This window comes from Actinomadura sp. BRA 177 (genome assembly GCF_013372625.1).
Lineage (GTDB): Bacteria > Actinomycetota > Actinomycetes > Streptosporangiales > Streptosporangiaceae > Spirillospora.
This window is the reverse complement of sequence record NZ_JABXFD010000264.1, coordinates 51553-72103: the sequence shown is the minus strand read 5'-3', so window position 1 is coordinate 72103 and position 20551 is coordinate 51553. Positions and strand designations below refer to the sequence as shown.

Below are 20551 nucleotides of genomic sequence, written 5' to 3'. Positions count from 1 at the left end.
CCACATAGTGGGCGTGTGCTGGGGGAGTAGTAGCCGTGTGACAGGGGTCGTTACGGGTGCACTCCGTGGTCGCGCAGGGGGCCAACAGCCAAGTCGGCGGCGCGGCATTCGGCCACGACCTCGGGGAGGGCGCCGAGGGTCGACTTCCAGGCGTTGGGTGCCGACGTGATGTCGCTGTCGTGCAGGAGGAGCGTCGCGCCGCCCTTGAGGCCGGGCGCGAGGGTCTGCAGCACGGACGACGGGGTGGCGGACGCGGTCCAGTCCTTGCCCCACGCCGTCCACAGGACGGGACGCAGCCCGTTGCGGCGGGCCGCCACCATCGCCTCGGTGCTCAGAGCCCCATACGGCGGCCGGTACCAGGACGGGGTCACGCCGCAGACGTCCTCGATGAGGTGCACGGTGTCCCGGATCTCGGCGGTGACCCGGCCCGGACGGGTCATGAGGGTGTTGTCGTGGCGCCAGCCGTGCACGGCGATCTCGTGGCCGTCGGCGGCGATGCGGCCGCCGACCCACGGGGCGCGGTGCAGCATCGTGCCGAGGACGAAGAACGTCGCGTGGCAGCCGAGGCGGGCCAGTTCGTCCAGGGAGAGGGGCGTGGAGTGGGCGTCCGGGCCGTCGTCGAGGGTGAGCGCCACGTGGCGGGGGCCGCCGCGGCCGGCGGTGCGGGGCGTCAGGCGGCGGACCGGGGCCAGCCAGGTCGCCGCGGGGAGCGCGTGAGCCAGGAGGGCGGCGGTCAGGACGGCGGGCACGCGGCGGGACATGAGGACATCTTCACCGGGGGGAGCCAAACTAATGGGCAAACGACTCTTAATTCTGACAGCGGGCATGGGGGCCGGGCATGACGCGGTCGCTGCGGAGCTGGCCCGGAGGATGGCGGTCCAGAAGGTGGAGACGTCCGTTCTGGACGTCCTCGACCTGGTTCCGCTGAAGCTGGGGCACGGGCTGCGGCGGATGTACGGGGAGATGGTGCGGTCCGCGCCGTGGCTGTACGAGGGGATCTACCGGGCGTTCTTCGTGTCCCGGCGGCCGCCGCCCGCGTCGCCGCTCACCGCGCTGATCGCGCGGCGGCTGGACGCGCGGATCCGGGAGCTGCCGCCCGACGCGGTCGTGTCGACGTTCCATGTCGCCGCGCAGGCCGCAGGGCGGCTCAGGGATTCGGGGCGGCTCACCGTCCCGTCGCTGGTGCTGGTGACCGACTTCGCCGTCCACCGGATGTGGCTGCACGCGGGCAACGACCGCTACCTGTGCCCGGACTCGCGGGCCGCCGAGACCGTCATGGAGCGGACGGGACGTCCGGCCGGCGGGCACGCGCCGGTGGTGCGGCCCGAGTTCCGCCGGAAGCGCTCGGCGGGAGAGACGCTGCGGGAGGCCGCGGGGGCGCGGCCGGACGACAAGATCGTGCTGATCTCGGCGGGCGCCTGGGGCGTCGGGCGGGTCGTGGAGACCGCGCAGGGCATCGCGGCGTCCGGCCGGTACGTGCCCGTCGTGCTGTGCGGGCGGAACGAGCGGCTCCGCGAACGGGTCTACGGGCCCGCGCTCGGCTGGCGGGACGACATGCCCGAGCTGATGGCGGGCGCCTACGCGCTGATCGACAACGCGGCGGGGCTGACCTGCCGGGAGGCGTTCGCGCGCGGCCTGCCGGTGATCTCCTACCGGCCGATCCCCGGGCACGGGCGGGACGGTGCCGCCGCGATGGCGCGCGACGGCCTGAGCTGCTACGCCCGGTCGTCCGGCGAGCTGGTGGAGGCGCTCGACCGGCTGAAGGACGAGGCGGTGCGGGAGGCGCGGGCCCGCAGGGTCGCCGCGCTGTTCGACGCCGTCCCCGCCGAGCGGGTCATCCGGGCCGCGCTCGGCTGACGTCGTGCTCCTCGTGCAGCAGCGGGGATCGGGCGATGCCGATGCTGCCGAGGAGGAGCAGCGCCATGCCGGCGGCCTCCGGGAGGATCCACGGCCCGCCGCGGACGTTCTCGCCGAACAGGAAGACGCCGAGGACGATGCTGGCGACCGGGTCGGAGATGGTCAGGGCGGGCTGCACCGCGACGAGGCTGCCGCTCTGCAGCGCGTTCTGCAGCAGGAAGAGGCTGGCGAGGCCGGCCAGCGCCATGGCGTAGAGCTGCCAGGACGTGAAGACGGGGCCGATCCCCTTCTCGAACTTGCGCGTGACCGTGTTCATGAAGGCGGCCGTCAGCGCGAACCCGACCGACGTGGACACGCCCAGCAGGATGGCGCGCGACGGCCCGCGGATGAGCCAGGCCAGCGCGATGAGCCCGGCGACGCAGCCGACCGTGCCGGCCGTCGCGATGATCCAGCCGGCGGTGCCCGGCGGGTGGTAGGTCTCTTCCGGCGCGAGCGCGAACAGCAGCACGGCGAGCCCGGCGCTGAGCAGCAGGACGGCGGCCCACGGCACCCGTTTCAGCCCGCGCGGCGGCAGCCAGGCGATGAGGATCATGGTGAACGGCAGCTCGACGGCCAGCAGCGGCTGGACGAGCGACAGGCCCGCGATCGACAGCGCCGCCGCCTGCAGCACGAACGCGGCGATGAGCGCGCCGATGCCGCCGAGCCACATCGGGCTGCGCAGCATGTCCAGGATGAGCGCCGGCCGGAAGGCGTCCGACTCGGGGGCGGTCTTGACCACCCGCCGCTGCAGCACGGACGCGAGGGCGTTGGCGGCGCCGGCGAGGACCGCGAGGACGACGGCGATCATCGGCAGCCCACCCCGTTAGGGGACACGGACGGGTGCTCGCCGGGTTTGCCCAGGTACGGCGACCGGCCGAGGACGATGATGCCGGCGACCATCGCGGCGAGCCCGAGCGACTCCAGGGCGAGGTCGGAGACCTCCAGCCGCACCCGCTCCCCGAAGATCACGATGCTGAGCGCGATGCCGGTGAGCGGCTCGGCCGCCGTGGTGGCGGGCAGCGAGATCCGCAGCGGCGCCGCGTCGAAGGCGCTCTGCGCGAACAGCAGCCCGAGCGCCCCGATGAACACCAGGCCGTACGGCTGCCAGGTCGCCAGGACGCGACCGAGGCCGTCGTCGGACACCAGCAGGACGCTGCGGGTCAGCGTGTCCTGCAGCCCGTAGAGCAGCCCGGCGCCGCAGGCCAGCAGCATCGCGCGGACGCGCAGGTCCCGGTGCAGGCCGCCGAACGCGCACAGGGCGACGAGGCCGAGCACGGCCCCGCCCGCGAGCCAGCGCGGCGAGTGCACGCCGGGCAGGGCGCCGCCGTGCGGCACCCCGATCCCGAGGAACAGCGCGACGCCGCCGGTCAGCAGCAGCGCGCCCAGCCACTCGTTGCGGCCGAGCCGGTCCCGGTAGATCACGTGCGCGGCGAACAGCGCGAAGATCAGGTTGACGGTGAGCACCGGGGTGACCTCGGCGACGTCGGCCATGTTCAGCGCGAACGCGAAGATGATCTGGCCGGTGATCATGGAGCCGATGCCGGCCAGCCAGAGCCGGCTGCGCAGCAGGTCCAGCAGCAGCCGCGGGTGCAGGATCTGGGCCAGCGGCTCCCGGAAGGCCGCGTGCTGCTGCGCCACGAACCCGAGCCCGATGAAGAAGGCCGCCACAACGGCGATGGCCATCCCGAGAATGCTCATCCGAACCCACGATTTCCCCCGACCGATCCGTCCGGATCCGCCCCTACCCGAGGTCGCCGCGCCGAACCGGGCGCACTCTCCGGGTGCGGCCGGATCCGGCCTCGCGCATTCCACAAACCGACTGGACGGTATGTAATGCGGGCGTCTGCCAGAGGAGCACCATGCGCATCCGAGCCATCACCGCCCTCGCCGCGACCGTCCTCGCCTCGGTGGTCGCGGCGGCCCCCGCCCAGGCCGGCCGCACCCCCGATGACCAGCCGCTACCCGGTTACACGATCGACAATCCGCCGCTCGCGCCCGTCCAGGTGCACGGGAAGCCGTCGCGCGTCCTGCAGGGCGTCCACCATCACGCGGCCTACGACATCGAGGTGCCGCCGCACTGGAACGGGAAGCTCGCGCTCTACGCGCACGGCTACGCCGGCCAGGGGTTCGTGCTGACCGTCGGGCCGCCGCCGTTCGGGCTCCGGCAGCGGCTGCTCGACCAGGGATACGCGTGGGCGGCGTCGTCCTACTACGACAACGGGTACGACGTCCGGGCCGGGGTGCTGAGCACGCGCGACCTCGCCGAACTGTTCGCCCGCAAGGTGGGACGGCCCAAGCAGCGCATCATCGCCGGCGTGTCGATGGGCGGGCACATCATCGGACGCTCGCTCGAACAGTTCCCCGGCTACTACGACGGCGCGCTGCCCATGTGCGGGGTGCTCGGCGACGACGAGCTGTTCGACTTCTTCCTCGACTACAACCTCGTCGCGCAGGACCTTTCCGGCGTCCGCGAGTACCCGGTCACCGACCAGTACGCGACGGTGACCGTCCCGAAGATCGAGGCCGCGCTCGGGCTGACCGCGCTGCGTCCCGGCGGCCCGGACACGACGAACGCGCGCGGGAAGCAGTTCCGGTCGATCGTCATCAACCGGACGGGTGGGACGCGTCCGGGCGCGGTGCAGTCGTTCGCGTTCTGGAAGGACTTCCCGTTCACGCTGGCGACGCCGTCCGTCCCGGGTGCGACGCTGGCGGAAGAACCGGGGCAGGTGGCGACCAACCTGTTCACCCGGTACCGGCCCAACGAGCCGGTCAACGTCAACGCGACCGTGCAGCGGGTGCGGGTCGCGAACCTGCCGGCGCGGCTGTCGAACCGGCTGTCGCAGGTGCCGCGCATCAACGGGCGTCCGGGGGTGCCGGTGCTGAGCCTGCATGGGCTGGGGGACATGTTCGTCCCGTTCTCGATGGAGCAGATCTACGCGTCCGAGGTGGCGCGGCATCACCGGTCGCGGCTGCTCGTCCAGCGGGCCATCCGGACGGCCCAGCACTGCGAGTTCTCCGCCGTCGAGGCGGGGACGGCCTGGGACGACCTGGTGCGCTGGATCGACACCGGCAGGCGTCCGGCGGGCGACGTGACGACGAAGCCGCGGGTGGTGGCGCGTGCGGACTACGGGTGCCGGTTCAGCGATCCCGCCGCCTACGCGGCCGGGACGGGGACGCGGCGGCTCTTCGATCCCTGCCCCTGACGGGAGTGAGGTCCGGCCACACGCGCCCGTGGCCGGATCGCGCGGGCGCTACAGGTCGGTCGCGATGATCTTCTCGATGTTGCGTTCGGCGAGGGCGGTGATGGTGACGAACGGGTTCACGCTGGTGTTGCCGGGGATCAGCGAGCCGTCGATGGCGTAGAGGCCGGAGTAGCCGCGCAGCCGGCCGTAGTTGTCGGTGGCCTTATTGAGGACGGCGCCGCCGAGCGGGTGGTAGGTGAGGTGGTCGCCCCAGATCTTGTAGGTGCCGAAGAGGTCGGTCCGGTAGATCGTCCCCTCCTTGCGGTTGATCTTGTCGAAGATCGACTTGGCCATGTCGATGCTGGTCTGCTTCCAGGCCGTCTGCCAGTTCAGGTCGACCCGTCCCGCCGCGGCGTTCCAGGAGAACTGGGCCCGGTGCGGGGTGTTGGTGATCGACAGGTAGAACGAGGCGTAGGTCTCGATCCCGGTGGGCAGCGGCGCGACCTCGGCGAACGCCCCGCCGGCGTCCCAGTTGTCGATGCCGCCGGTCGGGATGGACGACTGCAGGCTGCCGGTCGGGTCCCACATGTGGTTGGCGCGGCCGCACATGACGTTGCCGTTGTCGCCCCAGCCCTGGCCGACCTCGCTGTTCAGGTTCGGCAGCGCGCCGGTCGCCTTGAGCTTGACCAGCAGCTTGCTGGTGCCGACGCTGCCGGCGGCGAAGAACACCCGGTCGGCCCGGACGGTCTTCGTCCCGGTCACGTCACCGGACGTGTTGAGCGTCTCGATCGCGACCGTGTAGCCGCCGCCGGACGCGGGCGACACCGACGTCACCCGGTGCAGCGCCGAGATGGAGACCCGGCCGGTGGCCTTGGCCTGCGCCAGATAGGTCTTCGGCAGGGTCTTCTTGCCGTAGTTGTTCCCGTAGAGGATCTCCGCCGCGAGCGCCGACCTCGGGACGGTGTTCGCCGCCTCCCGCTCCATGTAGTCGAAGTCGTACACGTTCGGGACGTAATCGAATTCGAACCCCGAGCGCTGGGCGTGCTTGCGTCCGACCCGCGCGTACTGGTAGCAGTCCGTCGAGTCGAACCAGGCCCGGTCGACCTCGTTGACGCCGAGGCCGGCGTTGGCGCGCGGGTAGTACTTGCTGTACATCTCGTCGGCGTTCACCGACGGCAGGACGCCGCTGAACCGGGAGCGCTTCGGCGTCACCGCCATGCCGCCGTTGACGAGCGAGCCGCCGCCGACGCCGCGCCCCTGGTAGACGGTGATGCCGGCGAATTCCTCGGCGTCCAGGATCCCGGCGTAGCGAGGGACGTCCTTGTCGAGCGGGAAGCCGAGGAAGCCGCTCACCGGCTGCTTGGTTCTGGTGCGCAGCCAGAAGGACCGGTAGTCGGGGTCTCGGGTGTTGGCGAAGATCTTGCCGTCCGAGCCCGGGGTGTCCCAGGACTGCCCCATCTCGACCATGTGCACGTCGACGCCGGCCTGCGCGAGCCGCAGCGCGGCGACGGAGCCGCCGTAGCCGGTGCCGATGATCAAGGCGGGGACGTGCGCGCCATCGCCGATCGGCCCGGCCGCCCGGGCGGTGGCAGCGGTGCCACCCAGCAGGCCGAGGCCGAGAATGGAACCTGTTCCAACCATGAATCCGCGGCGGGAGACGCCGCTGGGTCTCCCCATGGGCATGACAGAGTCCGCCATGTGGCCTCCCTCACTCTCGTTGAGACTGGGACAGGTTCTATATCGAGCCGGACGGGAAGTCACTAGCTACGCAAAAGTAACTTACCGCCCGTCACGCACACGTGTTAGCAGGTCACAGGCAGTTAACCAAATGCTTGCTTGGCAACTGCGCGGGGCTTTGTTAGATTCCGCGGCATGATCTCCGCGATCGTCTGGGGCACGGGCAATGTCGGCCGGCTCGCCCTCCGCGCCGTCGACGCCCATCCGGCGCTGACCCTGACCGGTGTGATCGTCCACGACGAGGGCAAGGCCGGACGGGACGCGGGCGACCTCGCCGGCCTCGGCCGCGACCTCGGCGTCGCGGCCACCACCGACATCGACGCCGTCCTCGGCACCGGCCCGCAGGCCGTGGTGTACGCGGCGTCCGGCGACATCCGCCCCGACGAGGCGCTCGCCGACATCCTGACGGCGATCCGCGCCGGGGCCGTGGTCGTCACGCCCGCGCTGTACGCCCTCTACGACCAGCGCAACGCGCCGCCGGAGATGCGGGAGGCGGTGCTGGACGCGATCACCGAGGGCGGCGGCTCGCTGTTCGTCTCCGGCGTCGACCCGGGCTGGGGCAACGACGTCCTGCCGCTGATGATCAGCGGGCTCGGCGGCGTCATCGACGTCGTCCGCTGCCAGGAGATCTTCGACTACACCACCTACGACCAGCCGGACTCCGTCCGCTACCTGGTCGGCATGGGCCAGCCGATGGACTACGAGCCGCCGATGCTCGCGGCGACCGTCCCGACCATGGTGTGGGGCGGGCAGGTCCGGTTGATGGCGCGCGCGCTCGGCGTCGAGTTGGACGAGGTCCGCGAGACCGTGGAACGGCGTCCGCTGGACGACTCCATCACCACCCCGTCCATGGGCGACTTCGAGAAAGGCACCCAGGGAGCGGTCCGGTTCGAGGTGCAGGGCATCGTCCAGGGCGAACCCCGCATCGTGGTAGAGCACGTCACCCGGATCCACGCGTCCTGCGCGCCCGACTGGCCCATGCCGCCGGACGGCGACGGAGCCCACCGCGTCATCATCGAAGGCGTCCCACGCATCGAGGTCACGGTCGAGGCCACCGACGAGCACGGCAACCGCGCCGCGGGCGGCAACGCCACCGCCGTCGGACGCCTCGTCAGCGCCATCGACTGGCTCGTGGACGCCGACCCTGGCCTCTACGACGCGCTAGACGTCCCGCTGCGTCCCGCCGTGGGCAAGCTCGGGAGGAACGCCTGATGGACCTCGACATCCCCGACGGCAAGGACCCGATCCAGTACGCGTGGGGCGAGATGGTGCCGGGCATCGGCCCCGCCGCGTCCAACCTGTCGCTCGCCGTGTACGCGCACACCACGCTGGGCCTCCGCGAGTTCGAGGCCGCCCGCCTCCGCATCGCGCAGATCAACGGATGCGTGTTCTGCCTCGACTGGCGGACGGACCGCGACGGCCAGAAGGTCGAAGAGGAGTTCGCCGACGCGGTCACCGAATGGCGCACCACCGACCGCTTCGACGACCGCACCCGCCTCGCCGCCGAATACGCCGAACGCTACGCCCTCGATCACCACGGCCTGGACGACGAGTTTCTGGGAGCGCATGACCGCGCACTACTCCCAGCGCGAGATCGTCGAACTGAGCATGTGCATCGGTTCCTGGCTAGCGTTCGGCCGCCTCAACCACGTCCTCGGCCTCGACACCATGTGCATGCTGCCGAAGCCGTGACGGCGGCCGGGCCCGGACCCGGGCTCATGGCCGGTTCAGGCCGCGGACGGGTGTAGTGCGAGGGGTCGTCGCCCTCGACGCGGTAGCTCTCCCGCCCGTCCACGCCGACCGGGACGTCGCCGGCGACGGTGACGCGGTGCAGCAGCCGCGGCAGGTCGCCGTAGTCGTCGGACGCGTAGTGCTGGGTGATCCGGTTGTCGAACACGATGAGGTCTCCCGGCGACGTCCGGCTGGAGTGGGTGGGCAACACCTCCAGCGGCCCGCAGAACGTCCAGACCGCCGCCACCGGCCGGTCGCGTTCGGCGGGGCCTTCAACGGCGCCTCGGCCGCGGGACCTCGTCGGCAAGAAGATCGGCATGAACACGCTCGGCGGCCACGCCCAGGCCGTCCTAGACCTCTACCTGCGGCGCAACGGCCTCGGCGCCGGCGACGTCGCGACGGTGGAGGCCCTCGCCGTGCCGCCTCGTCCTGCTGGAGCGCCGGTTCACCCGCTGGCGCACCGGTACAGCTTGACGTCCAGTACTGGGCGGGGAGGACGTCTTCTGGGCGCAGCTGACCAGGGGCGCCGCCCGGCGGCGAGGCCGCGACCTGACTCGCTCAGTCGTCCTCGATGTGCGTGAGTTTGTCGGGGTTGGTGACGGCGTAGACGCCGCGGATGCGGTCGCCGTCCGGGTCCAGGTCGAGGACCATGACGGCGAACGGCGCGTGGGCGTCGAACAGCACGGCTGACGGGTCGCCGTTGACCGTCCGGTAGCGGATGTCCAGGTCGGCCGGTCCCCATCCGGCGGTGCTCGTGATGACGCGCGCCACCTTGTCGGCGCCTTGGATCGGGCGAAGGGCGGCCGTACGACCGGCCTTGCCGCCGCCGTCCGTCCAGAGGGTCACGTCCGGCGCCAGGATGCCCATCAGTGACTCCAGGTCGCCGCCCAGGGCAGCCTGGAGGAAGCGTTCCGTCACCTGGCGCTGCACCTTCGGGTCGGCCTGGTAGCGGGGACGGCGCGCGTGGACGTGTTCCCGCGCCCGGTGCGCGAGCTGCCTGACCGCCGACGGGCTGCGGTCCAGGATCGGCGCGATTTCCGTGTGCGCGTACCCGAACACCTCGTGCAGGACGAACACGGCGCGTTCGAGGGGCGTGAGCGTCTCCAGGACGACGAGCAGCGCCATCGACACCGCCTCCGTCCGCTCGGCGGACTCGTCCGCGCCCGCCTCGCTCACCAGCGGCTCGGGCAGCCACGGCCCCACGTACGTCTCGCGGCGGCGGCTGATCGCGGCCTGCCGGGACAGTGCGGTGTTGACCGCGACCCGCACCAGGTAGGCGCGCGGATTCTCGATCTCCTCGCCGCCGGCGGTGTTCCGCGCCGCCCACGCCAGCCAGGTGTCCTGCAGGACGTCCTCGGTGTCGGCGACGCTGCCCAGCATGTTGTAGACGACCGAGAACAGCAGCTCCCGGTGGTCGGCGAAGACCCGTGTGGCCCCGTCCTCGGGCATGGCTCGACCTCCTCTGCTCACCCCCTAGAGGGCCCGCCCGCCCGAAGTGTGACATCCGCCGCGCAGATGTGATGTGGGCCTCATCGCGTCACACTTCCGGACGCCCGTCCTCTCCAAGGCCGCGAAACGAAACCACTCGGAGGGCTTCATGACCGGCTCCTTTCTCGCCACGAGACGCGGCAAGATCACGCTGACGCTGCTGTGCACGATCGCGTTCCTGGACTTCATCGACGCCTCGATCGTCAACGTGGCGCTGCCCGCGATGCGCACTGACCTGGGCTTCTCGGTCGAGGACCTGCAGTGGGTGCCGTCCGGCTACCTGCTCACCTACGGCGGGTTCATGCTGCTCGGCGGCCGACTCGCCGACCTGCTCGGACGCCGCCGCGTCGTTGTCGCCGGCACCGTGCTGTTCTCGCTGTCGGCCATCGCCGGAGGGTTCGCCACGACGTCCGGCATGCTGATCGGCGCGCGGCTCGCCCAGGGTGCGGGGGCCGCGCTGATGTTGCCGGGCACGCTGTCGATCCTGACGACGATGTTCCGGGAGGGCGGCGACCGGGGCAGGGCGCTCGGCGTCTGGGGCGGCGTCGCGGGCGGCGCGTCCGCCGCCGGGGTGCTGCTCGGCGGGCTGCTGACCGACGGTCCCGGCTGGCGCTGGGTGATGCTGGTGAACGTGCCGGTCTGCGTGCTGGTGATCGCCGGGCTGTTCCTGCTCGTGGACGGCGACCGGCGCAGCGCCCGGCTCGCGAACTTCGACGTCCTGGGCACCGTGCTGGTCACCAGCGGGATGCTGCTGCTCGTGTTCACCCTGGTCAAGGCGCCGGAGGCCGGCTGGGACGCGGGCCGGACGACCGGCGGGCTGGCCGGCTCCCTCGTCCTGCTCCTGGCGTTCCTGGTGAACGAGCAGCGCGGCCGCAACCCGCTGCTGCCGCTGTCGATCTTCCGGATCCGGGGGCTCGCGGCGGCGGACGTCACCCAGCTCGTCGCCGTCGCGGGCATCGGCTCGATGTTCTTCTTCCTCAGCCTGTACATGGAGAACGTCCTCGGCTACTCGCCGCTGGAGACGGGCTCGGCCTACCTGCCGCTGTGCTTCGGCGTCGCCGTCGCCGCGGGCGTCTCGTCCCAGCTGCTCACCCGGATCGGCACGCGTCCGGTGCTGGTCGCCGGGCTGCTGCTCGCCGCCGGGGGCGTCTACTGGCTGTCGCGCATCCCGGTGGACGGCTCCTACCCGACCGACCTGCTGCCGGGGCTGCTGATCAGCTCGCTGGGGCTCGGCGCCGCGTTCGTGTCCGTCACCACCGCCGCCAACGCCAACGTCCCGCCGGACCAGGCCGGGCTCGCCGCCGCCCTGCTCAACGCCTCCCAGCAGCTCGGCGGCGCGCTCGGCCTGGCGATCTTCACCGCGGTCGCCACGTCCCGCACCAACGGGCTGATCGCCGGCCGGACGCCGATGCCGGAGGCGCTCACCGCCGGGTTCTCCCGCGCGCTGCTCGCGTGCAGCGTCTTCCTGGCCGCCGCGGCCGTCGTCGCGCTCCGCGCCGCCAACAGCCACGGTGAGGCGTCCGCCGTGGAGACCGAGCGGGACCCCGAGCCCGCACCCGTCAGGTAGGCGACATCTCGCGCGCGTCGGGGGCGCGGATCAGGAACGTGCCGAGGAGGACCACCAGGCCGGACGCCGCCAGCACGAACTGGCCCGGTGCCAGGCCGAGCGGGGACGCGCCGGCCTCCTTCAGGAGGTCGGCCGCGCCGCCCGACAGCAGCGCCGCGAGCGCCAGCCCGAACCGCAGCACCGCGTGAAACGCGGTCAGCGCCAGGTTTCGCTCGACCCCGCTCAGCTCCTCCTGGAGGTAGGTGATGCCGCCCACCAGGGCGCTCGTGGCGGCGGCGCCGAACACGACGGCCCCGATGAACGACCAGGTGATCGACCCCAGCGCGCCCATCAGGGCGATCACGATGCCCTGCGCGGCCGTCCCCAGCCGGACCTGCGTCATCAGGCTGCCCGCCTTGCGGTGGATCAGCAGCAGGCCCGCGATGGCGCCCACGCCGAACAGCACCACCAGCGCGCCGAACCCGACCGCGCCCGCGTCCAGCGTGTTCTTCACGAACACCACGCCCAGCGAGAACAGCGCGCCCAGCCCGAGCGCCACCACCGCGACGCCCGGCAGGACGCCGCGCAGGACCGGAAGGCGCAGTGCCCGGAAGAAGCCGCCCTGCGACTCCCGCTCGCTGTGCTCCATGTCCGCCTTCTCGACCGGGCCGGGCCCGAGGTCGGGAATCGAGCGGATCATGAAGTACGACACCAGGTACGTCACCGCGTTCAGCCAGAAGACGACGACGTACCGCCAGTGGCCCTCCCAGCCGGCCTGGTTCGACAGCCACAGCAGCAGCCCGAACGCCCCCGCGCCCAGCGGGATCATCCCGTAGGACGTCGCCATCGTGATGCCGTTGGCCATCTCCAGCGTGCCGGTGTCGTGCTGGTCCTCCTCGTCCTCGATGAGGAACGGGATCGCCGCGTCCCGCGCCGGCAGGAACATCAGCCCGACGACCTCGATCAGGAACGCCCAGAAGTACACCCACCACAGCCACGGGACGAGCGGCAGCGCGAACGCCATGCCCGTCCGGATCATGTCCGACCACAGCATCACGCTGCGCCGCCGCCACCGCGTCACCACCCGCGCCGCCACCGGCGCGCCCACCGCGGACGGCAGCAGCCGCAGCACCAGCACCCCACCGACCGCCGTCGTGGAGCCGCTCAGCTCCAGGACGAAGTACATCAGCGCGAGCGTGCCCACCCAGTCGCCGAAGGAGGAGACCGTCTGACCGACGATGAGCCGCCGGAAATCCTGGCGGCTCAGCTGCTCCTTGAGTCCCATACGGGCTCCATCCCCGGTCTGGCGTACTGCGACGGCGAATCGAGGTACGGAGAGTCGGCCAGCAGGGCTCCGAGCCTGACGGCGGCCGCGTCCCAGCTCCAGTTCTCGCACGTCCACTCGCGTCCCGCGGCCCCCATCGCGGCGGCCCGCTCCGGAGAGGACAGCAGCCGGTGCAGGGTCAGGGCCAGCTCGTCCGGGCGGGTCGCGTCGACCAGCACGCCCGTCCGCCCGTCGACCAGGGACGCCGGGCTCCCGCCCGACCGTCCGACCACCACCGGCAGCCCCGCCGCGGACGCCTCCAGCACCGACAGGCCCAGCCCCTCCGTCTGCAGCCCGTGCCGGTCGTCGCGGCACGGCAGCGTGAACACGTCGGCGGCGGCGTAGTAGCGCGGCAGATCGGCCGCCGACACGTGCCCGGTCAGCGTGACCGTGCCGGGCGCCAACCCGTCCGCCATCTCCTGCAGCCGGTGCCGCATCGGACCGTCCCCCACGATGACCAGCCGCGCGTCCGGCCGCCTCCGCACCACGTCGCCCCACGCGCGCACCAGCATGTCGTGCCCTTTACGCCGGACGAGCCGCGCCACACTCAGCACCACGGGACCTTTGCCGAGCCCATGCCGCCGCCGGACCGCCGACCCGTCCAGCCCCGGCCGGAACCGCACCGTGTCGACCGCGCCCGCGAGCCGCACCAGCCGCGTCCGGTCCCCGACGGCGCCCGCCACCTCCGGCAGCGTCGTGTCGCACAGATGGGTCAGCACGTCGAACGACCGGGCCGCCGCCCGCAGCGCCGCCCGCGTCGGCGGCGCACGGAACCACCCCAGCTCCTGCCCGTGCGCCGAGCCGACCAGCCGCCGCACCCCCGCCGCCCGCACCAGCGGCGCGTACAGCCCGAACGGCGCCGCCGCCGTGATCCACCCCGCCTCGATCCGGTACCGCGCCACCAGCCCCCGCAACCCCCGGAACAGCAGGTACCCGCGCCGCCGCACCACCGGAAACCCCAGCCCGGCGTCGAACTCCGCGGCCCCGTCCCGCGCCGGCGCCACCACGACCACCCGATCCGCCGGCAACCGCCGCACCAGCTCCCACGTGAACGTCTGCACCCCACCGGGCTCCGGGGGGAAATGCCCAGTCAGCACCAGAGTCCGCGGTATCTCCATGCGACCACGACTTCCCGCACAGACGCCCTCCAACCGGGCACCAGGCCACGTGTCGATGCGATGTCGTCGAGGGCGGCACCAGGGTCGCCTGGCGCGAACCGGCCGAAAGGTCGCAACTTTCTGGAATGGAACATCAGGGTGTCGCAGGCAAGTGTCATGATGCGGTCAAGGAATGACAGGCGGGTGAAGCGGGAGACAGGTGTCGAGAAGATCCCAGGAACGGGAGCACAGACCGGTACCGGAGCTGATCACGGGACTCGCGTCACGCGTCCGGGAGGGGCGGATCCGTCTCCCCAAGTTCCAACGTGAGTTCGTCTGGACGCGAGGCCAGGTTCTCGATCTCCTGGATTCGATAGGACGCAACTACCCGATCGGTAGCCTTCTGCTGTGGCGTAGTGACCTTCCGCTCGCGAGTGAACGCACGATCGCCGGCCTCGCGATCGACGCGCGCGAGGACGCGGACGTGACCGCTTACCTTCTGGACGGCTGCCAGCGCCTGTCCACGATCTGCGGCGCGCTCCACTGGGAGCCGGACGACCCGCGGAGCTACTGGAATCTGGTGTACGACCTGCGTGAAGAGCGTTTCCTGCACCGCGAGGATCTCGATGACCCGCCGGCCCACCAAGTCCCGCTCCGCTTCCTCGACGACCCGTCGGCCTTTTTCAAGCGGGTCACGAAGCTGCCCAAAGAGCAGGAGGACAGGGCGGACCTCCTGTTCAATAGGTTCACCCAGTACGAGGTCGCCGTGGTGACACTCGAAACAACATCGTTCACTGAGGTCGGACGCATCTTCGAGCGGGTCAATACACGGGGGACTCCGCTCACCACCGTGGAATTCGTCCGAGCCGCAACGTGGACGGACGAGTTCGACCTGCTGGACGCGATCGACCAGGTCCGTGACGTCCTCGCCCGCAAACATTACGGGCAGATCGACCGGAAACTGCTCCTCAGGGCAATCTCAGCGGCGGCGGACCTGGGGTTCTCCACGAAGGACATCGAAGGTCTGCCCGCGCTGCCGCCCGAGAAGCTGACGTCGGCCATCGCACAGACGGAGGACGCGGCACGCCGCGCCGTGGACTTCCTCTCAACGGAGATCGGCACACCCACCGCCGAGGCACTCCCGTACCCGAACCAGCTGGCGGTGGTCATCGAGATCTTCAGGCGGCTGCCCAGACCGGACGCGCGCCAGTTCACCGCGATCCGGAGCTGGTTCTGGAGGACCGCGCTCACCGGCTATTACGACGGCTGGAACTCGCGGAAGATGGCCGCCGACCTCGCCGCCGTCTCCGCATTCGCGCGAGGCGAGACCAAGGTCATCGAGGTGGACACCGCGCCGTTGAGCACCAAGCTGTGGTCCGGGCAGCAGTATCGGCGGGACAGCGGCCGGACGAAGGCACACGCCCTGCTGCTGGCGGCCGCAGGTCCCCGCGATCTGCGGACGGGGCAGCGGATCGATACCGGGCGTGCCCTCGCCATGTCCAACGACCTGCAATATCACCACTTCTTCCCCAAGGCGTGGCTCGCCCGGCAGGAGATCGGCTACGTGCAGGCCAATACGCTCGCCAACATCGTCATGCTGACCGCGATCAGCAACCAGTTCGTAGCCGACCAACCTCCGGACGCCTACCTTCAGACCGAGATCGACTTCAGCGGCGAGCAGGAGATACGCGAAAGGCTCGACAGCCTCCTGGTCTCGCCGCAGGCGTTCGACGCGGCCATGCGCCGTGACTACAAGGGCTTCCTGGCAGCGCGTTTGGAGACGCTCTTCGCCTGGGCGGAGGAACTCGTGCGTGGTGCAGCGATCGCTGAGGCCCCCACCAAGGAGCCCGACCCCGAGGTCACCCGGCATTCAATGAAGGTCGAGGTCATGGACACGGACACCGACGACTGAGGCTCGCCGCGTTCTGTCGTAGCCGTCTGCTCTCCTGCTCTCAGGGAGGATGCGGATGCGGGTCAAGGACTTGCCCGAGTCGGACAGGCCGCGCGAACGCCTGCTGCGGCAGGGCTCGCGGGCGCTGTCCGACCGCGAGTTGCTGGCTCTCGTGCTCGGGGCCGGAATGCCGGGGTGCGATGCGATCGAAATGGCGGCACGGTTGATCGACGAGCGTGGCGGCCTGGTCGCCCTGGCTCAGGCCGATCCCCACACCTTGAGCAGGCTGCGTGGGGTCGGCCCGGCCAGGGCCGCACGGGTCACGGCCGCGTTTGAACTGGCTCGGCGCGCGGCAGGCGTAGCGGAGCGGCGCAGGATTCGTGGTTCGGGGGATATCGCCGTCGTGGCCGCACCGTTCCTGCGCGGCCTCCGGCACGAACGGGTCGTCGTGGTCGCCTGCGACGGTAACTGCGGTGTGCTACGCGTCGTCCCGCTGACCGAAGGCGCCGCCGACCGCAGTCTGATACCCGTCCGCGATGTACTGAGCACCGTGCTCGCGATCGGCGGTGCCGCCTTCGGTGTCGCACATAACCATCCGAGCGGACGCCTTGAGCCCAGCCCTGCGGACGCGCAGGTGACCGAGCTCTTGCGCGACGCGGCCGAAACGGTCGGTCTTCGCTTTCTGGATCACGTCATCGTCACCGAAACCGCTTGGGCCCGGGTGTCGTGACCAGGCCGGCCAGTGGGGAGAGCCGTTGCACAAGGGCTTCAGGGGAGGTCGCCTCGATCAGCCGATCCGGGCGACCCGGCACGTATGCCCACCAGGAGCCGGTGTAGAGGCCGTACCAGACCTGAAGGCCCGGGATCCAGCGCTTCAGGCCGGCGGCCGGGTTCACCGGCTCAGTTCCCCGCCGCTCGGCTGGACGGCCAGCGCTGCGCGCAACTCGTCCTCGGAGTCGGCGATGACGGTCGGCGTGAGGTTCGACTTCGGGTCACGCCGGACGGCGCCCCAGCACGCGCCCTGCCGGGACACCCACACCATCCAGGCGGGGAAGTCCCGTTCGAGTTCAGCCGTTCTCGCGTTCTTCATCAGTTGACCTGCCCCTTCACGTCCGATTGCGGTCGGCCGTCGTTCGATTCGCGGGACAGATTGCTCTCTGATGATTACCGTGAGCTATGAAGTGATGTTAACCGCACATTCACCGCCCGCACCCCACATCAACCGAGCGCCGACGGCGCGCCCATTGTGGAGGGTGACGGAGTGCCCCCAGCGGATGTAGTCGGTGAGGGGCTTGCTGACGACACGAACCCGCGGTGGGCAGTCGGCGTCCGTCACAATGCGAGTCAGATCACAACTCAGGCCGTCATGATCAAGCGAGGTCGAAAGGGATCTATAGGTGGAGATGAGGACTGCGCGGGCCTGCCAGGTGTCGGGCACCGGGTGGCCGTTGCGGATCTGTCGGTTGGTGAAAAGATTTGGAAAAGTTAATTGTGACGGACCGGAAAGGCCTGTTGGCGCGAGCCAAATTTGCTGAGGTGGCGAGGACTCCTGCAGGACCAATTGGTTTACGCAGGATCTCAATTGATCTTGTCTATGCAGGTCAAGGGAAGGTAAAATGATCTTTACCTGCATGGGCCCTTGTTGGCGGTGAATGGCTGACCTAGCTTCCGAGGCGCGAAGACAACTTCGCCGCTCTGTTCGACAGAAGGGTTACAGAGCGTTCACCCACCAAGGGGAGTGCATGAAAACCCGCCACTTCGTCCAGACTGTCACCGTCCAAGCCGTCACCGTCGTGGCCGTTGCGACCGCGGCCGCCACGTTCGCCGCTCCCGCGCAGGCCGCCACCAGCGGCCCGCAGGCGGACGTGCAGCAGCAGGTCGACCAGGTCACGGCCACCCATCCTGGCGCCCGGCAGACCGGTCCGGGAATCATCACCTTCAGCGACGGTGTCGTCCTGACCATCCCCGCCGCCGGCGCCGCGGCAGGGGTATGCGCCTCAGGGGCGTACTGCTTCTTCCAGTACACCAACTACGGCGGCCGCAAGCTCACCTTCAGGGACTGCGCCCCCAACGGTCTGTGGCAGTACCTCACCGACTACGGCTTCGGTAACTCCACGTCCTCGTGGCAGAACTACTCCAAGAACACCGTGCTGGTCTATGACCAGGGCACGCAGCCGCCGACCAGCCTGTGGACCGAGAACCCGGGCGGGGAATCCACTTACACGGGTAACGCCGATAACAAGGCCGACTCGTTCGAAACGTTCTGCGGGTGACGCAGATGAAACGACGTCGCATCCCCCTCCTGGTCGCGGCAATGGCGGGCATGCTGTCGCTGACCGCGTTCACGCCGACCCCTCACGGGAACCCGCCAGCGACCTCCTCAACGACCAGTTCGCAAAACCCTCGCCGCGATCCGAGCGACCCTGGGGCGACGAAGGGGTATCTCAAGCGGCTGCAGCGCGGAATGGGGAGCCGGCAGAAGCAGTGCATGACGAGCCGACGCGATGGGCACGCGACGCGCTGGTGCCTGGAACCGGCCAACCCGGCCGAGGTCCCCAAGGTGTCGGAATCGAAGATCAGACGCGCCGCTGCTGACCCGAGGCCACCCGCGGCTCTGTGCTCCAAGGCGCAGAAAAAGACCAACTACGACCGCTTCCACGCCTGCTACGAAGACGTGGGCCGGATCATGAACGAAGACACCGGTCAAGTCGCCGCGATCGTCCAGTACGACGTGTGGGCCACCCTGAGCGCCAAGAACCCCACCTGGCTGATGCAGGCCGGTGTGACTGTGACCAGTATGTCTCCCGAGCTGATCAAGGCGGTGCCTTCGTTCGCTGTGTCGCTGAACTGCGATCCAGGCACCTGCCAGCGTCCCGCTCCGGTGGAGAAGAAGATCGTTCCGAACACCTACACCTACTACGAGCTGGCGACCTCGATCCCGTCCTCGGCTCCGGGTGACTCCATCCAATACACCAACCCGCAGATGGTGATGACCCTCAACACCGTGAACGCGTTCCCAGGGAGGGGCGCCAGTAACTGGCTGAACCTCCCGTTCAACGTTCGCTGTGACAGCGAAAGCTACATCGGAGGTTCAGGCTGCGTCTACTACATGGGTAACGCGTCTGCCGCAACCTTCTACATCGACTACAAGAACGCGGACCCGAACTACGGGGACTACCGCGAGGTGGTCAAGAACGACCTGTACGGCATGGTGATCCGCGACAACCTCAAGCACTACGGACACATCCAATACCACAACCCGCTGCACCGGACAGACCCGGTCACCCGGAGGCAGCACCACGACTCGATCTGCACTTCGGTGATCCTGGCGAAGGCGCCGGCAGGCATGGAGTGCGACGAGTGGCCGTACGCCTCCAGCGAGGAAGGCGGCAGCACGAACCCGCGGTACTCATGCGCATTCCTGCCGGCAGACCAGAACGGCAACCACGGCCGGGCGCTGAACGCCGAGCTGTACAAGAAGAACCGGATCCTGCCGTCCCTCAACGAGGGCGGCAAGCACATCCTGGGCGACCCGTACTGGGTGTGGGTGCTCAACGCCCCTCCGGACAACCAGATCCCCGCAGTAAAGCAGTGCAGCACGTACTAGGCGCCCGGCGTTAGCCCGCCCAACGGCCAGGGTGCCCCTGCGTTCACGGGGTACCCTGGCCGTTCCTCGTCAGGAAGGAGAGGCACCGTGCGCCCGCTCGCCACAGCTGAGGCAGCCGTACAGATCGCCGAGGACGAATGGTATCGCATCTCGACCGGTGACATCATCCCGGACGCTCTCGACCGGGACATGCGCAGCCACGGAACTTTCGATCTGTTCCAAGGAGATGTGTTCGTCGACACGGGGACCACTGCCCGCAATGTCGATATCACCATTGAAGAATGGGGCACCGAACCCCCGCTGCAAGTCGACACCGGCGGTTTTGCAGAAGTCGTTGAGAGCTCAGTTTCCTTCGAGGCGGCGCGGCTCCGAGTACTGTCGGCCAGCGGCTTGCAGGCGCTGGCGCTTGACCTCGAGGGTGGGACGGGCATGTACCGACTACGCCTGTACTCCCGCTATCTCGACACCCGTCGGCAATGGCATCTACTGCGGCTCTGGCCAGCGGTAACGGCGCCGGAATGGATCTACCAACTCGACGACGATGGTCAGCCGATCGAACGGCCAGACCGTACCGCCACCGAAACCTTCGAGGTAAAGATGACCACTGACCAGGTGGGCATCGTCCGGGCTGAGGTTCGGAAGATGGCGCTCATGGAGATCGAGGAGGGCGACGTCGACGACATCGTCGAAGACTGCGATCGGGTCTGCGACGCGATCGATTCTCTTCCCAGAACAGCGCAGGAGGTGCGGGTCGCACTGACGGCCCGTCAGTGGAAAGTCACCCTCGCGGTGTTAGAACATCATGGGAATCTGGCCCCTGACCCAGGATCCGAGTCCATGCGGTATCTCCATGACCTGATCGTGTCTGCCGTCGGCAATCACCTTCCCCCCGGGCGGGTCTACGGTCTATGAGTCGCCGTGCCCAGGAGATAGCAGACGGGAAGGTAACACCTCCGAGGCCATCAAGGCATTCCAGAGCGCCATCCACCTCGGCCCAGACGTCTGGTCCTTTCACATACGACCTGGCTTACGCACTCAGCGACATCGGTCGG

At 69.8% G+C, this 20551-nt stretch carries 20 protein-coding genes and 1 pseudogene; 11 read left to right on the top strand and 10 right to left on the bottom strand.

Annotation, left to right across the window (positions count from 1 at the left end; genetic code table 11):
* Positions 1 to 50 precede the first annotated feature (50 nt).
* The gene (locus HUX53_RS11440; protein ID WP_176403141.1) at positions 51 to 761 is read right to left on the bottom strand and encodes a polysaccharide deacetylase family protein; all 711 of its coding nucleotides are present in this window, start codon (positions 759 to 761) and stop codon (positions 51 to 53) included.
* 64 nt (positions 762 to 825) lie between these two features.
* Here HUX53_RS11440 and HUX53_RS11435 point away from each other — a divergent pair, with 64 nt between their 5' ends.
* Positions 826 to 1857, top strand: coding sequence for a hypothetical protein (locus tag HUX53_RS11435; protein WP_255205149.1), 1032 nt, complete (start codon positions 826 to 828; stop codon positions 1855 to 1857).
* On the opposite strand, the gene HUX53_RS11430 is transcribed toward HUX53_RS11435, so the two are convergent.
* Together HUX53_RS11430 and HUX53_RS11425 are read right to left on the bottom strand one after the other, a co-directional pair.
* Positions 1835 to 2704, bottom strand: a complete 870-nt coding sequence (locus HUX53_RS11430) for a DMT family transporter (protein ID WP_176403139.1) — start codon at positions 2702 to 2704, stop codon at positions 1835 to 1837. The genes HUX53_RS11435 and HUX53_RS11430 overlap by 23 nt on opposite strands.
* Positions 2701 to 3594 (bottom strand): DMT family transporter, encoded by an 894-nt coding sequence (locus tag HUX53_RS11425; protein ID WP_176403138.1) that lies wholly within the window; start codon positions 3592 to 3594, stop codon positions 2701 to 2703. Before HUX53_RS11425 ends, HUX53_RS11430 begins: the two co-directional genes overlap by 4 nt.
* A 161-nt stretch (positions 3595 to 3755) precedes the next feature.
* Between HUX53_RS11425 and HUX53_RS11420 the strand changes: the two genes are divergently transcribed.
* On the top strand, positions 3756 to 5099 hold the full coding sequence (locus tag HUX53_RS11420; RefSeq protein ID WP_176403137.1) for a hypothetical protein: 1344 nt from the start codon (positions 3756 to 3758) through the stop codon (positions 5097 to 5099).
* Positions 5100 to 5147: 48 nt separating this feature from the next.
* Here the strand turns inward: HUX53_RS11420 and HUX53_RS11415 are convergent, their stop codons facing one another.
* Complete coding sequence (locus tag HUX53_RS11415; RefSeq protein ID WP_176403136.1) at positions 5148 to 6776, bottom strand: GMC oxidoreductase; 1629 nt, start codon at positions 6774 to 6776, stop codon at positions 5148 to 5150.
* 174 nt (positions 6777 to 6950) lie between these two features.
* Between HUX53_RS11415 and HUX53_RS11410 the strand changes: the two genes are divergently transcribed.
* Positions 6951 to 8027, top strand: a complete 1077-nt coding sequence (locus HUX53_RS11410; RefSeq protein ID WP_176403135.1) for a dihydrodipicolinate reductase — start codon at positions 6951 to 6953, stop codon at positions 8025 to 8027.
* Positions 8027 to 8563, top strand: coding sequence for a carboxymuconolactone decarboxylase family protein (locus tag HUX53_RS11405; protein WP_255205148.1), 537 nt, complete (start codon positions 8027 to 8029; stop codon positions 8561 to 8563). Before HUX53_RS11410 ends, HUX53_RS11405 begins: the two co-directional genes overlap by 1 nt.
* On the opposite strand, the pseudogene HUX53_RS40960 reads toward HUX53_RS11405, so the two are convergent.
* Positions 8557 to 8724 (bottom strand): annotated as a pseudogene (locus tag HUX53_RS40960) (TauD/TfdA family dioxygenase); the annotation flags it as partial. The gene HUX53_RS11405 and the pseudogene HUX53_RS40960 overlap by 7 nt on opposite strands.
* Between HUX53_RS40960 and HUX53_RS40955 the strand changes: the two are divergent.
* Complete coding sequence (locus tag HUX53_RS40955) at positions 8714 to 9127, top strand: hypothetical protein (RefSeq protein ID WP_255205162.1); 414 nt, start codon at positions 8714 to 8716, stop codon at positions 9125 to 9127. The pseudogene HUX53_RS40960 and the gene HUX53_RS40955 overlap by 11 nt on opposite strands.
* Here HUX53_RS40955 and sigJ read toward each other — a convergent pair.
* Positions 9105 to 9995: an RNA polymerase sigma factor SigJ gene (gene sigJ / locus HUX53_RS11390; RefSeq protein ID WP_176403132.1), complete on the bottom strand. Its 891-nt coding sequence runs from the start codon at positions 9993 to 9995 to the stop codon at positions 9105 to 9107. The two genes, HUX53_RS40955 and sigJ, sit on opposite strands and share 23 nt — an antisense overlap.
* Before the next feature lie 148 nt (positions 9996 to 10143).
* Between sigJ and HUX53_RS11385 the strand changes: the two genes are divergently transcribed.
* Complete coding sequence (locus tag HUX53_RS11385; RefSeq protein WP_176403131.1) at positions 10144 to 11601, top strand: MFS transporter; 1458 nt, start codon at positions 10144 to 10146, stop codon at positions 11599 to 11601.
* Here the strand turns inward: HUX53_RS11385 and HUX53_RS11380 are convergent.
* Complete coding sequence (locus tag HUX53_RS11380) at positions 11594 to 12865, bottom strand: MFS transporter (RefSeq protein ID WP_176403130.1); 1272 nt, start codon at positions 12863 to 12865, stop codon at positions 11594 to 11596. The genes HUX53_RS11385 and HUX53_RS11380 overlap by 8 nt on opposite strands.
* Entirely contained in the window at positions 12844 to 13965 is a 1122-nt protein-coding gene (locus HUX53_RS11375; protein WP_309237171.1) for a glycosyltransferase family 4 protein, read from the bottom strand. Before HUX53_RS11375 ends, HUX53_RS11380 begins: the two co-directional genes overlap by 22 nt.
* A gap of 256 nt (positions 13966 to 14221) precedes the next feature.
* Between HUX53_RS11375 and HUX53_RS11370 the strand changes: the two genes are divergently transcribed.
* Together HUX53_RS11370 and HUX53_RS11365 are read left to right on the top strand one after the other, a co-directional pair.
* Complete coding sequence (locus HUX53_RS11370; RefSeq protein WP_176403129.1) at positions 14222 to 15913, top strand: DUF262 domain-containing protein; 1692 nt, start codon at positions 14222 to 14224, stop codon at positions 15911 to 15913.
* A gap of 55 nt (positions 15914 to 15968) precedes the next feature.
* Entirely contained in the window at positions 15969 to 16622 is a 654-nt protein-coding gene (locus HUX53_RS11365) for a RadC family protein (protein ID WP_176403128.1), read from the top strand.
* 162 nt (positions 16623 to 16784) lie between these two features.
* Here the strand turns inward: HUX53_RS11365 and HUX53_RS11360 are convergent, their stop codons facing one another.
* Both HUX53_RS11360 and HUX53_RS42995 read right to left on the bottom strand, forming a co-directional pair.
* Entirely contained in the window at positions 16785 to 16982 is a 198-nt protein-coding gene (locus HUX53_RS11360) for a hypothetical protein (protein WP_176403127.1), read from the bottom strand.
* A gap of 84 nt (positions 16983 to 17066) precedes the next feature.
* Positions 17067 to 17525, bottom strand: a complete 459-nt coding sequence (locus tag HUX53_RS42995; RefSeq protein ID WP_369009190.1) for a DUF6879 family protein — start codon at positions 17523 to 17525, stop codon at positions 17067 to 17069.
* Positions 17526 to 17634: 109 nt separating this feature from the next.
* On the opposite strand from HUX53_RS42995, the gene HUX53_RS11355 reads away from it, so the two are divergent.
* The 3 genes from HUX53_RS11355 (at position 17635) to HUX53_RS11345 (ending at position 20411) form a co-directional block, all read left to right on the top strand.
* The gene (locus HUX53_RS11355; RefSeq protein ID WP_176403126.1) at positions 17635 to 18165 is read left to right on the top strand and encodes a peptidase inhibitor family I36 protein; all 531 of its coding nucleotides are present in this window, start codon (positions 17635 to 17637) and stop codon (positions 18163 to 18165) included.
* On the top strand, positions 18162 to 19499 hold the full coding sequence (locus tag HUX53_RS11350) for a hypothetical protein (protein ID WP_176403125.1): 1338 nt from the start codon (positions 18162 to 18164) through the stop codon (positions 19497 to 19499). The genes HUX53_RS11355 and HUX53_RS11350 overlap by 4 nt, the downstream gene beginning before the upstream one ends.
* A gap of 87 nt (positions 19500 to 19586) precedes the next feature.
* Positions 19587 to 20411, top strand: coding sequence for a hypothetical protein (locus tag HUX53_RS11345; protein ID WP_176403124.1), 825 nt, complete (start codon positions 19587 to 19589; stop codon positions 20409 to 20411).
* Positions 20412 to 20551: the final 140 nt, after the last annotated feature.

Excerpts from the sequence above, each read along its gene's own strand:
- HUX53_RS11360 (WP_176403127.1), bottom strand. The coding sequence starts at position 16,982 with ATGAAGAACGCGAGAACGGCTGAACTCGAACGGGACTTCCCCGCCTGG.
- HUX53_RS11440 (WP_176403141.1), bottom strand. The coding sequence starts at position 761 with ATGTCCCGCCGCGTGCCCGCCGTCCTGACCGCCGCCCTCCTGGCTCAC.
- HUX53_RS40955 (WP_255205162.1), top strand. The coding sequence starts at position 8,714 with ATGAGGTCTCCCGGCGACGTCCGGCTGGAGTGGGTGGGCAACACCTCC.
- HUX53_RS11425 (WP_176403138.1), bottom strand. The coding sequence starts at position 3,594 with ATGAGCATTCTCGGGATGGCCATCGCCGTTGTGGCGGCCTTCTTCATC.
- HUX53_RS11405 (WP_255205148.1), top strand. The coding sequence starts at position 8,027 with ATGGACCTCGACATCCCCGACGGCAAGGACCCGATCCAGTACGCGTGG.
- HUX53_RS11380 (WP_176403130.1), bottom strand. The coding sequence starts at position 12,865 with ATGGGACTCAAGGAGCAGCTGAGCCGCCAGGATTTCCGGCGGCTCATC.
- HUX53_RS11430 (WP_176403139.1), bottom strand. The coding sequence starts at position 2,704 with ATGATCGCCGTCGTCCTCGCGGTCCTCGCCGGCGCCGCCAACGCCCTC.
- HUX53_RS11415 (WP_176403136.1), bottom strand. The coding sequence starts at position 6,776 with ATGGCGGACTCTGTCATGCCCATGGGGAGACCCAGCGGCGTCTCCCGC.
- HUX53_RS11355 (WP_176403126.1), top strand. The coding sequence starts at position 17,635 with ATGAAAACCCGCCACTTCGTCCAGACTGTCACCGTCCAAGCCGTCACC.
- HUX53_RS11435 (WP_255205149.1), top strand. The coding sequence starts at position 826 with ATGGGGGCCGGGCATGACGCGGTCGCTGCGGAGCTGGCCCGGAGGATG.
- HUX53_RS11410 (WP_176403135.1), top strand. The coding sequence starts at position 6,951 with ATGATCTCCGCGATCGTCTGGGGCACGGGCAATGTCGGCCGGCTCGCC.
- HUX53_RS11385 (WP_176403131.1), top strand. The coding sequence starts at position 10,144 with ATGACCGGCTCCTTTCTCGCCACGAGACGCGGCAAGATCACGCTGACG.
- sigJ (WP_176403132.1), bottom strand. The coding sequence starts at position 9,995 with ATGCCCGAGGACGGGGCCACACGGGTCTTCGCCGACCACCGGGAGCTG.
- HUX53_RS11365 (WP_176403128.1), top strand. The coding sequence starts at position 15,969 with ATGCGGGTCAAGGACTTGCCCGAGTCGGACAGGCCGCGCGAACGCCTG.
- HUX53_RS11420 (WP_176403137.1), top strand. The coding sequence starts at position 3,756 with ATGCGCATCCGAGCCATCACCGCCCTCGCCGCGACCGTCCTCGCCTCG.
- HUX53_RS42995 (WP_369009190.1), bottom strand. The coding sequence starts at position 17,525 with ATGCAGGTAAAGATCATTTTACCTTCCCTTGACCTGCATAGACAAGAT.